The following is a 14,844-nucleotide window of genomic DNA, read 5'->3' as shown; positions in this document are numbered from 1 at the left end:
CCCCCCCGCTTCTTTTATGCACTATATCGATGTGTTTTCTGAAGAACCAAATCGACCTTTAATAAAAGCAATCACCGCTGGCAGTATCGAAATTATGACGATGCCAACGACTACAAAACTGAAATGTTCCTTAATATAGGGAATATTACCAAAAAAGTATCCAATAGCAAACATGACTGAAACCCATGAGACACCGCCGAGAATATTGTACCCCAAAAACCATCGATAAGGCATAGCCCCCACACCCGCGACAAATGGCGCGAATGTACGGACAATGGGCACAAACCGTGCAATGGTAACGGCTTTTCCACCATGTTTCTTAAAAAAGCGCTGCGTTCGTTCAATATATTCCCATTTTACAAACAAAATGTGTTCTCGGCGTTCCACACGTCCCCGAAGCAGATGTCCGATCTGGTAATTGAGTGTATCCCCCAAAATAGCAGCGGTAAAGAATAACGCCAATACGGCTGGAGCTGAGAGTGGCCCGCCCGCTGCAATCAGAGCGGCGGTCACAAAGATGAGCGAATCCCCCGGCAGAAACGGCACCACAACCAGTCCGGTTTCGATGAAAATGATCGCAAATAGAAAGAGATATGCGAGTGCGGCATGCTGATTTACCAGTGCGCCCAAGTGTTTGTCCATATGCAGAATTAAATCCAAGGTAACACTAAACATAAATAGATACTCCTTCTTTCCTGATAAATAAAAGGATATAACACTTGAATTAAAATTGCATGAGATTACAATCTTTCAAAGCACCTAAAAATCTTTGGGTTTGTGCATCAAGCAATAATAACGAGGGAGGAAAATGTATTCCTATAAATGATGGGATTTACTCAAACTTTTGCGCCTGTGAGGACCTTACTCCATTTTTAATTTTGCAGGAGAACTCCAAGTTGTTTTTGTTTTGTAAAATTGGCATTTCACAGAATACTCACTATAAGATGTATTTTAAAGGACCGTCTGGTTAATTTCCAGACGGTCCTTTATTATCGAATTATAGTGCTTTTGCCGGGTGCCGCTTCCCACCTCCTTATCTTGATTTCTTCGCTGTTGTTGTCGTAGAAACGGAGGATTTCCATAAAAAAATTAATCTGAGAGACTATTACCCACATATCAGGACAGATTGTTTTATCAGTGTTTCGGATAAAATCGTAGAAACTATGCAACAAGCCCAAAGGAACGAACAATCTTATCGGCGGTATCTGCGGTTACATCATGCACAATACCCCTCACAGAAGGTGAAAGCAAGCTGATGCCGCGAAAAAATCGTCTGGCATCGGCTTGATGTGGTATATGTCTTTTAGCGCGTGACTTTTTTGAAAAAAGGCCCGCTTGGGCCTTGACATCCATTTGCAGGTTTGCTGGTACAGTTGAGTTAGGATAATCATGTTATGTTGAACCTGGCGAGCCTCTGTGTTAGCATTGAAAAAACGGGACTAAAAATGCAAAAATTGCTTGCTGGGTTTCCATCAATTTGGAATTACTCATAGTGTAGACTGTCCGTTCATTCTGTAAAATTTCAATGTTTCGGCTGGTAGGGTACAGGCATAGCCTGTTTACCTGTGTAACGAACGCGCCTGTTGGTTTTACAGAGGATGAAACTGTCCCGAAGATTGGAGGAATTTCTATGGAGCAGACCCCCGTTGCCGGTGTAGACGTGAGTAAAAGATTCAGCGACATGTGTATTCTATCTCCAAGCAATAAGGTTTTCGCAAAAACGAAAATCTATCATGATCTGATAAGTATGCAGAAATCTTTGGAACCCCTGCATCAGGCTGAAAGCATGTTTGGAGCAAAACCTGTTATCGTAATGGAATCCACTTCACACTATCATCTCTTGCTGTGCCAATTCATGCGCCGGGCGGGCTATGAAGTAATTGTGATCAATCCGATTCAAAGCAGTGCCCTTCACAACATCACCGTTCGGAAAGTCAAAAACGATAAGGTGGACGCCTACCACATCGCCATGCTGTATCGCATGAAGCTGTTGCGTTCATCTGTTATCCCGGATGAAATGCTGAATGAGCTGCGGGCGCTATGCCGCCAGCATTGCGAGGTCAAACAGGATATTACACGCTACGCCAACCGGCTTACTGCGCTGCTTGACCAGTCTTTCCCCGGTTATGACACAATTTTTGCCAGAATAAGCGGTATGACCTCTTTGGCCGTTTTGGCCCGCTATCCCAGTGCACAAGCCATTTTACAGGCCCCGGCGGAGGAATTGTCGCAGTTGATCTATGACACGAGTCGGAAAGGACGTAAATATTCGAATGAGAAAACGGCTCGTTTGAAAAAGATTGCCGCCGCCGCTACCAAATTTGGCATTCTGCATTCTTCAAACGACACGCTGGTGCAGACAGTCGTTGCCACCCTACAACTTTTCTTTGCAAATGTGGATGCCATTGATCTGAAGATGGAGGAAATCATCAACGGAGAGCCACACATCAAGGAAAATATTCTTTTACTCCAAACCATCCCCGGAATGGGGCAGTATTCTTCCGTGGTGATACGGGCTGAGATCGGTAATTTTTCTGCATTTGAAAAACCAAAGCAGCTTACGGCTTTCTTCGGTTTGGATCCTTCTGTAAATCAATCCGGCACCTTTCAGGGCACAAAGAACAAGATTTCCAAACGAGGCACGCGATATGCACGCGGCGTTTTGCACATGGTTGCGCATAACAGCGTCCACCCACATTGTAATGGAGAAATCGGCAATCCGGTGCTTGCAGATTACTACCAGAAGAAATTGTCTTGTAAGCCCGCAAAGGTAGCCCTGTGTGCCGTCATGCACAAGATTGTAAATATAATCTTCGCCGTGTTGCGCGACCAGAAACCATTTGAGCTACGTAATCCGGAAGAGCACGCCCGAAAGCTGCGAGAGCATCATATTCCCACCGCGGCATAACACTTTCCAGAATCAGGTAAGTCCTCGCCATAGGCGTGGGCTTACCTGATTCTGGCCATTTTTGCTTGCAAAAATATTTGCTCAGCCTATTGCACTTTCTTAGCTGGTCTCGCAACAGAACCAATATATATTGGGCAGGTCTATGCCAAGTTGCAGCCGCGCCTTGGTTCACTTTTCATTATGGATGGCGATCAGTTTAACAATATCGAAAAACAAGTTTTGGGCCAGTATGCTTGCAAAACCCGCTTTACGGATGTTATCCAGTGTCTTGCGGTTGATATTGGCTCCATAAAGATTAAATACGATGGGATTGAATACGTCCATTATGGGACCGAGAAGTGCATTTTCACTTCGGACGTGCTCGAGCATCACGATTTTACCACCCGGTTTGCATACCCGCCTAATTTCCTTTAAGCCTTCCACGGGATCCGGCACAGAGCAGAAAACACAGGTCGAGAGAACGGTATCGAAAGAATCGTCAGGAAAATCAAGGTGTTGGACATCCATCAGGTTAAGCTGTACTTGGCTGTGGCAATTTACAATTTTCTTCTCTGCCTTGCTCAGCATTTTTTCACTGAAATCAATCGCTGTGACCGATAAGCACTTTGGATAATATGGGATATTTTTTCCTGTTCCGACCCCAACTTCCAGTACGCGGCCTTCCAGCTGGGCCATAAGTTCCTGACGCCACTTTTTTAGCGATAGCAGTTCCATCGGCCCTTCAAAAAAGTCATAAAAATGGGCTGCACGGTTATACTTCGATTTGACCAGTTCATTCGATCGATACATATTATATCCTTATCGCTTGCGTAATTTATTTTAGTTCTGCTTTGCCGAGGATTCTTCGTACACACATGCCACCCTAATCGTAAACCTGCTGCCCCGGCCGGGCGTCGAGGCGACGGCAATCTCCCCGTGGATCTGATGCAGATTCTGCCTCGCGACATAGAGCCCTAGGCCGTCTCCGGAAGCATCATGCGCAGCGCTGCCCTTATAATAGGCGCCGAACAGGTGCTTTTGATCCTCTTCACCTATGCCAATGCCGGTATCCTCGATTTGAATCACAATGGCTTCTCCGGTCAACTCATAGGATACGGTCACTTTCCCGCCCGGCTCGGTGAATTTATACGCGTTGGTCAGGATATTGTAGATGCTTTGGCTCAACTTGTACTGATCGGTTTTTAAGACCGCCTTTTTGGAATCCAAAAGCTCCAGCGCAATTTGCTTCTTTTCAAACTGCAGCCTGAGGCCGTCCATGATTTTTTTGATCAGGCGTCCGAACTCAAACGTCGTCGCGGCGGGCGGCCGGTCTTCCTGCTCGGCATCCAGCGTTTGGCGCATATGATAGATGATGGACGAAAGATTCTCAATCTGTGCTTCACAGGTCTGCATGGTTTCCGGCGTCATGCCTATGATTCCGTCCTGCATGGCTTCCAGATGGGTTTTCAGGATGGTCAGCGGGGTCCTTGTCTGGTGAACCAGTTCATCCACCAGCCGCTTCCTGGCAACTTGCCTGAGTTTAAGCCTGGATTTCAGTTCCGCAAGGCTCTGCTGGATGACGCGGATTTCCCTGACTTTCGAAAGTGGGACATTCGAACGCTCGCCGAGATCGAGTTGAAGCGCCATATCAGCTGTCCGTGACAGATCACGGCTCATTCTCCGGCTGACGAACAGGCCGATAATAATAAGGATGGCCAGAACGATGCCGAAGGAATACAAACTGTTGCGGATCAGCGCGGCCCGGAACATCACATTGACCAGCGAATCCCCCACGGTATCATACCTTGTAATGGAAAGCCGTCCCACGACGGTTCCGTAATCCGAAAGCTGCGTGTTGTCGACCTTCTGGGAAAGACCGCCCGTTATTTGTCCCATCATTCCACCCATCGTCCCGTCTTGTGTTTCCACGCGGCTGCCAGTGTCGGCCAAAAGCCGCCCATCCGCATCATACAGCCGGATACGGGTGATGGGGTCGTTGAGATACGCCGTCAGCTGGGATATGAGCTGCTGGCCGGTGTAATTTTCATCCACGAGCGCCTTCTGCGAAAAATCCCTGATGTGGGCAAGCGCCTTGTTGTAATTGGCAGTCGTATACGTTTGAAAATAGCGGTTGATCAACGCGCTCAGTACGACCGAATTGATGCCGATGGCCAAAACAGCCGTAAGTGTCAGGATAATCAGCCATTGCCGCCTCAGTGTCATGTCCGGGCACCCCCAAACAGATAGCCCGAGCCGTATTTTGTTACAAGAATCCGGGGACTTTTAGGGTCCTCCTCAATTTTCTGTCGAATTCGCTTAATGTGGCTGTCGATACCGCGGTCATACCCTTCATACGCATCGCCGAAAGAGAGGTCGATCAACTGTTCTCTGGTCAGTACCTGCCCCTGGTGGCGAAACATGGTGGACAGCAGAGCGTATTCCGCAGACGTGATGGGGACCTCCACGTCGTTTTTGTACAGCTTCATGGTGTGCGTATGCAGGCTGAGGTCGGCACAGCGCAGCACGATTTCGTCCGTTTCATGGTAAACCCGCCGGATGAGCGCCTTCACGCGCCGCATCAGTTCTTTCAAGCTGAACGGCTTGACTACATAATCATCCGCGCCGCAGTCAAACCCTTTCAGGCGATCGACTTCTTCCTGCTTGGCCGTCAGCATGATAACCGGAACATCCGAAACTTTCCGGATCTCCCGCAGCACTTCAAATCCGTCGATTCCCGGCATCATCACATCCAATAGGATCAGATGGGCGGGATGCCGGGCAAACAGCTCCAATGCCTCAAAGCCATCCTTTGCAGGGATGGGGACATACCCCACGGCATCGATATACTTCGATACGATTTCGCGTATTTCACGGCTGTCTTCCGCGATCATCACCTGATATTGCATGCTTCCACCCCGCCTTCATTTTATCACGCCGGCGAGGCGCGTGTCCACGTCGGGCTACTTTTCAAGTGTTTTCTCCACTTTCAGATACTCTTCCTCGCTTATTTCCCCTTTTACATACCGCAGTTTCAACGTTTCCAGTGCTTCGGCAGATAAATGCGTGCGCCCCGCTTTTTTCAGGACACGCAGCACGACAATAACTGCCACAACAGCCAATATCACAATGGCCGCCAGCATAACGAAGCCGCCGATCCCGAAAAACGATCCGGCTCCATATCCATAGCATCCCCTGAAATTTCCATAAAGCCTTGTGAACATCATGATGAAGTCCTCCTTTTATGACTGTGACCGACTTGCAGTCAAACATTGCTTTTTTATATCCTGAGCGTTTTCAATAGCCGTGCATAGGTTTCCTCGTCGATCTCCCCGGCGGCCAGACGCTTCTTCAACAGTTCCTCGGCGCTCGACTCCCGCTGGAAAACGGATTTGACTGCCCCTTCACGTTGGAGAAAATAATAACCGATTACCACCAGGGCGATCATAATGATCAGCATCATAGCAAATGACTCCTTTTGTATTTCTGTAACCAGAGTTTACGCCCCGATTGTGGCAGAAATATGTCCGGCTTTCGCTTGCCTGCAGCACTGATTAATTTATATTGAAATCTTCATTAAATCTTCACAGGACACTGATACGATAAAGGCAACTTGAGAACCGCTCTGATAATCTGTATTTGGGAGTGATAACATGGCTCAAACTTGGATTCGAAAAACATTGTGGATTCAGGGAATGATCGTGGACACCAGCGCGGATCGGTTGGAAGACGCTCTGAACAATATCGACGGCGTGATGGACGCAAAATCCAGTTTTCTGGATAGTAATGTTGAATTTTCCTATACGCCCGAAAAAGTGAGCCTCAAATCGCTCCGGAAAACCATCAGAGACCTCGGCTTCACCGCCTCAGCCACTCCTCCGGCACCCGTTGTGCGAACGCCGTCCCGCATCGTACAGGAAGAATGGCATCTCACCGAGGCTGCTCCCGCGCCGCGTTCGTATACAGGCACGCTTATGCGAAAAGTGCTCAAAATAGGCGGCATGACCTGCATCAACTGTGAAATGCGCATTGAGAACAGGCTCAAAAAAATGGCCGGCATCCATGAGGTAAAAGTCAGCTATGCCGATGCTACCGCTAAAGTAGGCTACGACCCGCGCATCACGTCCCTTAGCAAAATCATCGAGGTAATCGAGAAACTCGATTATCAAGTGGAAAACAATCCTCGGAATCTGAACGTTCTGATTGATGGAAAGCAACCTGAGAGCAGCGGTAAATTTTCCATCAATCAGTTGCTCGGAATCGGTATCATCCTTCTGGCAGGATACCTGATCATCAAAAACACAGTTGGATTCAATTTCATTCCGAACATCTCGCAGAATATGGGGTATGGCATCCTCTTTGTGGTGGGCCTGATCACGTCGCTCCACTGCGTTGCCATGTGCGGAGGCATCAACCTCTCACAATGTGTGTCCAAGCAAGCAACCGATGCGAAAGCAACCAAATTTACAAAATTGAAACCCAGCCTGCTGTATAATGCCGGTCGCGTCATCTCCTATACGATCGTCGGCGGTATCGTCGGCGCGCTCGGCTCGGTTGTCAGCTTCTCGGGCACCGCAAAAGGCATCGTCGCCATCCTCGCGGGCGTTTTCATGGTGATCATGGGCATCAACATGCTGGGCATTTTCCCCTGGCTGCGGCGGTTCACCCCGCATATGCCGAAAATCTTCGGCAGCAAAATCCACGCAAGCAGCGGATCGCACAGTCCCTTTTTTGTGGGACTATTTAACGGCCTGATGCCCTGTGGGCCGCTGCAGGCCATGCAGATCTATGCACTGGGTACGGGCAGTTTCGCCAAAGGCGCCCTTTCAATGTTCGTTTTCAGTTTGGGCACGGTTCCTTTGATGTTTGGCTTTGGCGCAATCAGCTCTTTACTGAGCAGCAAATTCACGCATAAAATGATGAAGGTCAGTGCCGCGCTTGTTATCATCCTTGGTATCGTCATGCTCAACCGGGGCTTTTCCCTTTCGGGTTTCGACCTGGTCAGTGCCCTCACGCCAAAATCCGCAGGTACGAGCTCCGGCATTGTTGCCACCGTAAACGGCAACGAGCAGGTCGTGACGATGAAGCTTCAGGCGGGAAGCTACATGCCGTTTACCGTTCAGAAAGGGATTCCGGTCAAATGGGTCGTCCAGGCAGACGCCAACTCCCTAAACGGCTGCAACGGCACGATCACCGTGCCTCGATACAACATTTCCAAGACATTGCAGCCCGGCGACAATGAGATTGATTTTACGCCGCAGCAAACCGGCACGATCACATACACCTGTTCGATGGGCATGATTAGCAGCACCATTGCGGTGGTCGATGATCTGTCAAAGGTATCAGCCAGTCCTGCATTGACGGATACCGGATCTGGCACCTCATCGGGTACCTCCAGTACGGCTGACAACAACGCCACGGGAAATGTCGGCGTGGCAAAAATCAATGATAACGAGCAAGACGTGACAGTGACCGTAAATAGCGGAGGATATTCGCCATCCATTCTCGTATTGCAGAAGGGTGTTCCGGCCAAAATAAAATTCAATCCCAAACAGCTGACCGGCTGCAACAACTATGTCATTTTCCCGGAATTGAACGGGCAAATCAATTTGAAATCCCAAACGGAGACGCCGCTGATCACACCGAAGTCCGATTTTACGTTTCGATGCGGAATGGGCATGCTGAACGGCTATGTCAAAGTAGTGGACGACCTCAAAAATATAGATCTAAACACCATTCAAAAAGAAGCGCAAAGCTCGATTCCAGCCAATACCATGCCCGGATGTAAAATGGGTCAAAATCCATAAGGCCAGTTTTCACTATGTAAAAATCGTTATGAAACCATACTATTTTTCCAAGGAGAGTGATCATATGATTCAAAAAGAATCGCTTAAAATAGCGGGCATGTCTTGCGCGGCCTGCGCGGCCAGGATAGAAAAAGGACTGAGCAAGCTGGAGGGCGTCCGCTCGGCGAACGTCAATTTTGCAATGGAACGAGCCGCCGTGGAATTCGATGATGCGCTGGCGGACAAAGGAAAACTGGAGGGTGTGGTCGAAAAGCTCGGCTACACCGTCATCCGGGACGCAGAGGCGACGGACAGCAAGGTGACGCTGAACATCACTGGCATGTCCTGCGCCGCCTGCGCCGCGCGCATCGAGAAAAAACTGAGCAAACTTGGCGGCGTCAGCAACGCCAATGTCAATTTTTCCACGGAAAAAGCCACGGTGGAATTCGACCCTTCCGAAATCAAGCCCTCCGAGCTGATCAAAGCGGTCGAATCCATCGGGTACGGCGCACAGAAAGCGGAAGATGTGTCGCAGGACCGTGAAAAGGAGATCCGGGATAAGGAGATCCGGACGATCAAATGGACGCTGATTGCCTCCATTATCCTGAGTTCTCCCCTCGTGCTGGCGATGATTCTGAACATCGCCCGCGTGGATGTCCCGCTTTTGCGGTTTTTGCACGACCCGTATTTCCAACTGATCATCGCGACGCCCCTCCAGTTCATCATCGGCTTTCGCTTTTATAAGCACGCGTTTTATGCGCTCCGATCCAAAAGCGCCAATATGGATGTGCTAATCGCTATGGGCACCTCTGCGGCCTATTTTTTTAGCCTGTATAACGTATTTTTTGAACCGGTGAAAATGGGCGGCATGAAGGACCTCTACTTTGAAGCAGCCGCCGTGATCATTACGCTGATCCTGCTCGGAAAATATCTGGAAGCTGTTGCCAAAGGAAAGACCTCGGAAGCCATCAAAAAACTGATGGGCCTGCAGGCAAAAACCGCCAGAGTAATCCGCGACGGTGTGGAGGCCGACATTCCCATTGAAGACGTGGAGATCGGCGACGTGGTCGTCGTCCGCCCTGGAGAGAAAGTCCCGGTCGACGGCAAAATCGTGGAGGGCAATTCCTCTATCGACGAATCCATGCTGACCGGCGAAAGTCTGCCTGTAGAGAAAAAAGCCGGCGATCTGTGCATCGGCGCGACGATCAACAAATTCGGAACGTTTCAATTTGAGGCGACCAAAATCGGCAAAGACACGGTCCTTTCCCAGATTGTGAAGATGGTGGAGGACGCGCAGGGTTCCAAAGCGCCTATCCAGAAGATCGCCGACAAGGTCGCGGGCGTGTTCGTGCCGGCGGTGATCGGCATCGCTCTGGTGACATTCCTCGTTTGGTTCCTGACGACGGGCGACCTGACAAAAGCCATTGTCAGCGCAGTAGCGGTGCTGGTCATCGCCTGCCCCTGCTCGCTGGGCCTCGCCACGCCGACGGCCATCATGGTCGGCACCGGCAAGGGCGCGGAAAACGGCATCCTCATCAAGGGCGGCGAGCATCTCGAACGCGCTTACAAGATCAACGCTGTCGTGCTCGACAAGACCGGCACCATCACCAAGGGTAAGCCGGAAGTGACGGATATTCTGACACTTGGACAATTGGATCAAACGGAAGTGACAAGGCTTGCGTCCGTAACGGAGAAAAATTCCGAGCATCCGCTTGGCGCGGCCATTTATGAATATGGCAAGGAATCGCTTCAGGCCGTTTTGGACCCGGACTCTTTTGAGACGATCCCAGGCCGCGGCGTAGCAGTTGTGTTTGAGGGCAGATCTATCCTGTTGGGGACCCGCAAGCTGATGGCCGAGCGGAACATTGACCTCGGCAATGTGAACACGACGATGGAAGCTCTGGAGGACGACGGAAAGACCGCTATGCTGATGGCGGTGGACGGCGCAATGGAAGCCATTATCGCCGTTGCCGATACCTTAAAAGAGCATTCCAGGGAAGCAATCGAAGACCTGCAAAAAATGGGCGTTGACGTTTACATGATCACCGGTGATAACCGGCGGACAGCGCAGGCAATCGCCCGGCAGGTAGGTGTCGGCAATGTTCTCGCCGAAGTGCTCCCGGAAAATAAAGCGGAGGAAGTTGAAAAGCTGAAGAAGGCCGGCAAAATCGTGGCAATGGTGGGAGACGGCATCAACGATGCGCCGGCTCTTGCCACGGCGGACATCGGCATGGCGATCGGCACCGGCACAGACGTTGCCATCGAAGCCGCCGACATCACGCTGATGCGGGGCGACCTGCGCACCATTCCCGCCGCGATCCGTCTTTCCAAAAAAACGATGCGGAAAATCAAGCAAAACCTGTTCTGGGCGTTTTTCTATAACGTGATCGGCATCCCGTTTGCCGCGTTCGGCTTTTTGAATCCGATGATTGCGGGCGGTGCCATGGCGTTCAGCTCCGTCTCGGTCGTGTCGAACTCCCTGAGTCTGAAACGTTATCAGCCGAATAAGAAAAGCGGAAAACACCGGAAACAAGGCGCCATTTCCCAGCCGGTGGAAGTGAACAGACCAGCGGCGGTGCAACCGCAACTGCCGAGCGATCTTCAATCTGAGAAACTGGCCGAGCTGGAACGAGCCAACCGGGAACTGCGGCAAAAAGTGAGCGAACTGGCCGGGAAAGCGAATGAAGCGGTTCAGTTGAAAACCCAGATCGCCGACGTCCTGATTGAAACGCAAAAAGTGGCCGAGGCCATGCTTGCGGAAACAAAAAGGCAGGCTGAAGAAGAGAAAGCAGCGCTCCAACCCCAAATTGAGGAGGAAAAGGAAAAACTTTTCCGCCTAAAAGAAATGGAAGCACAGCTAAGCGGCGAACTCCTTGAAAAAATAAAGGCATATGAATTTCAACTGGAACAATTTATCCAGGTGGATACTTCTGTCGGCAAATAGTCCGGCGGTATCAATAGCCCCAGGTTTAACAACCTGTTGGCAAACAATTCATTTGGGAGGTCTATTCAAATGTCTAAAGAAGTTAACACACTCAATGTCGATGGGATGTCTTGCAGCCATTGCGAGCATGCGGTCAAAACGGCAGTCGGCGCATTGCCAGGCGTTGGCAAAGTCACGGTTGACCTGGAGGGGAAAAAAGTCGCGGTCGAGCGTGACCCGGAAAAAGTCACTTTGGAACAGATCAAAGCGGCTATTGAGGATCAGGGCTACGACGTGGTAGACTGACCGCGTCATCTGTATTATACTATATGAAATATGAAAAGACAGAAGTCCTAAGAGGGCTTCTGTCTTTTCACACCGATCGGGTGATACTATGTATGCAAATGCAAGGCATATTCTTGTCGTGGACGATGAGCCCAAAATTGTGGATGTCGTGAAATCCTACCTGGAAAACAGCGGATACACCGTCAGCGAAGCGTATTCCAGCAAAGAGGCCTATGCCAGATTTGAGGCTGAGCATCCGGATTTGATCATTCTGGATTGGATGCTGCCGGACATCACGGGGGAAGAAGTATGCCGGAAACTCCGTCAAGTTTCCAAAGTGCCGGTCGTCATGCTGACAGCCAGAGTGGAAGAAGAGAATATCCTGCAGGGGTTTGGCTTTGGCGCGGACGATTATGTGACAAAGCCATTCAGCCCGAGGCAACTTGTCGCAAGGGTTGAAGCTGTATTGCGCCGTACGGAAAATGATCAACCAACTGTATTGACTTTTAATCATGGCAAATTGATGATCGACCTTTCCAGCATAGAAGTTAAAAAAGACGGAACCATTGTCTCTCTCACACCTAATGAATTCAAAGTTCTAAGTGTCCTGGCTTATCACCCAAAAAAAGTTTTCACGCGCGAAGAATTGATTGAATTAACAATGGGAAATCATTTTGAGGGACTGGATCGAATCATTGATACGCATGTGAAGAACATTCGGCAAAAGATTGAATCAGATTCAAAAAACTTCCAGTATATTTTGACGGTTCATGGCATGGGCTACAAGTTCGGAGGGAACTAAGATGACATTCGGTCTGCGCACCAAATTATCGCTTGCTTATGCGGCTTTAGCCCTTCTGCTTGTTGGAATTATCAGCCTGTTTGTCAATTATTTTTTTAAAATTCAATTTAATGATTATGTGATTGCGCAACAAAAACAATCGAGTCAAAACATTGTGAACCTTGTCGAAAAACAATATGACGCCTCAAATGATGCATGGAATGTGAGCGCAATTGAAAACATCGGCATGAGCGCACTTGACCAGGGAATCATATTAAAGGTGAAAGACCTTAACGGAAAAGACGTATGGGACGCAACGGTTCATAATAATGGCCTTTGCATGCAGATGCTGTCACAGATGGCGCAGTATACGCAGAAATACAATCCCACCTTGAAGGGTGGATATGTCCAGACCGGCTATGATCTTACAAATGATTTCCAAAAAATCGGTCAGGCGGACGTTGGATATTATGGTCCTTATTTTTACACAAGCAACGATGTAAGTTTCTTAAATAGAGTCAATACCATTTTGGTCATAGTCGGCATAGCCTCCCTTGCTCTTGCATTTTTATTAGGAGCAATAATGTCCAGAAGGCTCAGCAGGCCGATTTCTAAAGCCATCGAGGCCGCCTCGGAAATATCCAGGGGCAATTTCAAGCAAAGAATCAAAGAACAATCGACGACACGCGAGATCAAGCAATTGACAGCTACAGTCAACGATCTGGCTGATTCCTTGGAGAAACAGCAACAGCTGCGAAAAACAATGGCAGCGGACGTCTCGCATGAGCTTCGCACGCCGCTTGCGAGTCTGCAAAGCTCGCTTGAGGCAATCATTGACGGTATTTGGGAGCCAAGCAGAGAAAGGCTTGAAAGCTGCCATGAGGAAATTCTACGCATCAATCGGCTTGTCGGCGATCTGGAAAAATTGGAACGGGCTGAAGCAGAAAATACGATGCTGAATATGACCGAGCTCAATTTATCGGAGCTGGCTCAACATATCGTTCATAACTTTGAAACCGACTTCTTCAAAAAAAGCGTTAAACTAAATTTTGTTTGTGATTCGGTGGCTGTCAAGGCTGACAGGGACAAAATCAGCCAAGTCATCATAAATCTCCTTTCCAACGCACTCAAATATACGCAAAAAGGCGGGCGTGTCGAGCTACAGGTGAGAGACAATGGACGGTCGGCCAAGCTGATCGTAAGCGATACTGGCAATGGAATTTCCCAAGATGACATTCCCAACATATTTGAACGGCTTTACAGGGCGGATAAATCACGGAACCGGGTTACAGGCGGCTCCGGGTTGGGTCTTACGATCACAAAAGCGATCATCGAAGCACATAAGGGAAGCATCAGCGTAAGCAGCGAACTGGACAAAGGAACGGCGTTCACGGTATCTCTGCCAAAAAGCAGAGGATAAGGCACCTTCAGAAGAAAGTGATTTTACCTCCTCTTCAATTGTGCGTGCAATGCTATGTTGTAATCGTAACGCCGTATCGCCTCACACATAAAATGTATCTGCCGTTTTTAAATTTATGTGACGCGTTCCTAACGAAATACATGAAATGGCATACTCTATGGTCTTTCCATATTTATACTTACCTCTATTCATAAATCTCCATCAAATCTTCACTTTTCTATCCTATAATAGCATCAGCATAAAAAACAATGAAGGAGCGATGTTGTATGAATTGCTGTAACCACGATTCCGGTCATTCGAATGGCGATAATCAAAATGGAAAAAAGGGTCATGCTGGCGGACACATCGGTCATTTGTTGATGATGGCGTTATGCTGTGGGGCACCGTTGATTCTTCTACTGGTGATTCCTTTACTTGGAACGAGTCTGCCGGGTGTAAAAGCTGTGTTACTGTTCATTCTGCCTTTTATTTGCCCGATCATGATGATTGGAATGCTGCCGATGATGTTTATGCGTCGAAAACACGATGATAACCACCATCAAGAAGTACATGTGCATGAGGACGAACAGTTAGGTGTGCCCGAAAAAAGACGTCTAAACTGAGATTGACTATTTTCAATCATTTGAGCTTCATGGAAACAGGTATTCATAAGTTGTTTCGAATAAATTCCAATTTGAATAATAAACAAACATTATGAGGCAGGTCTTCGGCAAAGCAGCCGTAGACCTGTCTCATTTCAAATATGAAGATAAATCATTTATATAT

Annotated in this window: 12 protein-coding genes and 1 pseudogene; 7 read left to right on the top strand and 6 right to left on the bottom strand. The window is 48.8% G+C overall.

Annotated features, from left to right (window positions below):
- Positions 1-21 precede the first annotated feature (21 nt).
- Positions 22-675 (bottom strand): VTT domain-containing protein, encoded by a 654-nt coding sequence (locus ABF463_RS10755; RefSeq protein WP_415533633.1) that lies wholly within the window; start codon positions 673-675, stop codon positions 22-24.
- 955 nt (positions 676-1,630) lie between these two features.
- Between ABF463_RS10755 and ABF463_RS10750 the strand changes: the two genes are divergently transcribed.
- Entirely contained in the window at positions 1,631-2,908 is a 1,278-nt protein-coding gene (locus tag ABF463_RS10750) for an IS110 family transposase (RefSeq protein ID WP_415533632.1), read from the top strand.
- A 168-nt stretch (positions 2,909-3,076) separates the two neighbouring features.
- Here the strand turns inward: ABF463_RS10750 and ABF463_RS10745 are convergent, their stop codons facing one another.
- From ABF463_RS10745 to ABF463_RS10725, 5 genes are read right to left on the bottom strand one after another with little or no spacing between them, the layout of a single operon-like run.
- A complete protein-coding gene (locus tag ABF463_RS10745) occupies positions 3,077-3,697 on the bottom strand; it encodes a class I SAM-dependent methyltransferase (RefSeq protein ID WP_415533631.1) in 621 nt (206 codons plus the stop codon).
- Positions 3,698-3,727: 30 nt separating this feature from the next.
- Complete coding sequence (locus ABF463_RS10740) at positions 3,728-5,110, bottom strand: sensor histidine kinase (RefSeq protein WP_415533630.1); 1,383 nt, start codon at positions 5,108-5,110, stop codon at positions 3,728-3,730.
- Positions 5,107-5,793, bottom strand: a complete 687-nt coding sequence (locus ABF463_RS10735; protein WP_415533629.1) for a response regulator transcription factor — start codon at positions 5,791-5,793, stop codon at positions 5,107-5,109. Before ABF463_RS10735 ends, ABF463_RS10740 begins: the two co-directional genes overlap by 4 nt.
- Before the next feature lie 54 nt (positions 5,794-5,847).
- Positions 5,848-6,111 carry an SHOCT domain-containing protein gene (locus ABF463_RS10730; RefSeq protein WP_415533628.1) on the bottom strand — a complete coding sequence of 88 codons (264 nt, stop codon included), beginning with the start codon at positions 6,109-6,111 and terminating at the stop codon, positions 5,848-5,850.
- 53 nt (positions 6,112-6,164) lie between these two features.
- Entirely contained in the window at positions 6,165-6,347 is a 183-nt protein-coding gene (locus tag ABF463_RS10725) for a hypothetical protein (protein WP_415533627.1), read from the bottom strand.
- 190 nt (positions 6,348-6,537) lie between these two features.
- On the opposite strand from ABF463_RS10725, the gene ABF463_RS10720 reads away from it, so the two are divergent.
- The 6 genes and pseudogenes from ABF463_RS10720 (at position 6,538) to ABF463_RS10695 (ending at position 14,681) form a co-directional block, all read left to right on the top strand.
- Positions 6,538-8,691, top strand: a complete 2,154-nt coding sequence (locus tag ABF463_RS10720) for a sulfite exporter TauE/SafE family protein (RefSeq protein ID WP_415533626.1) — start codon at positions 6,538-6,540, stop codon at positions 8,689-8,691.
- A 64-nt stretch (positions 8,692-8,755) separates the two neighbouring features.
- A pseudogene (locus tag ABF463_RS10715) lies at positions 8,756-11,173 on the top strand (heavy metal translocating P-type ATPase); the annotation flags it as partial.
- 510 nt (positions 11,174-11,683) lie between these two features.
- Complete coding sequence (copZ, locus tag ABF463_RS10710; protein WP_415533625.1) at positions 11,684-11,899, top strand: copper chaperone CopZ; 216 nt, start codon at positions 11,684-11,686, stop codon at positions 11,897-11,899.
- 88 nt (positions 11,900-11,987) lie between these two features.
- Positions 11,988-12,680: a response regulator transcription factor gene (locus ABF463_RS10705; protein ID WP_415533624.1), complete on the top strand. Its 693-nt coding sequence runs from the start codon at positions 11,988-11,990 to the stop codon at positions 12,678-12,680.
- 1 nt (position 12,681) lies between these two features.
- Positions 12,682-14,079: a sensor histidine kinase gene (locus ABF463_RS10700; protein ID WP_415533623.1), complete on the top strand. Its 1,398-nt coding sequence runs from the start codon at positions 12,682-12,684 to the stop codon at positions 14,077-14,079.
- Between the two features lie 266 nt (positions 14,080-14,345).
- A complete protein-coding gene (locus ABF463_RS10695; RefSeq protein ID WP_415533622.1) occupies positions 14,346-14,681 on the top strand; it encodes a hypothetical protein in 336 nt (111 codons plus the stop codon).
- The last annotated feature ends 163 nt before the right edge of the window (positions 14,682-14,844 follow it).

This window comes from Ethanoligenens sp. (assembly GCF_047718355.1).
In the GTDB taxonomy this organism is placed as follows: domain Bacteria; phylum Bacillota; class Clostridia; order Oscillospirales; family Ethanoligenentaceae; genus Ethanoligenens.
Note: the sequence above shows the minus strand (reverse complement) of the source record. Positions and strands in the feature narration are given on the sequence as shown.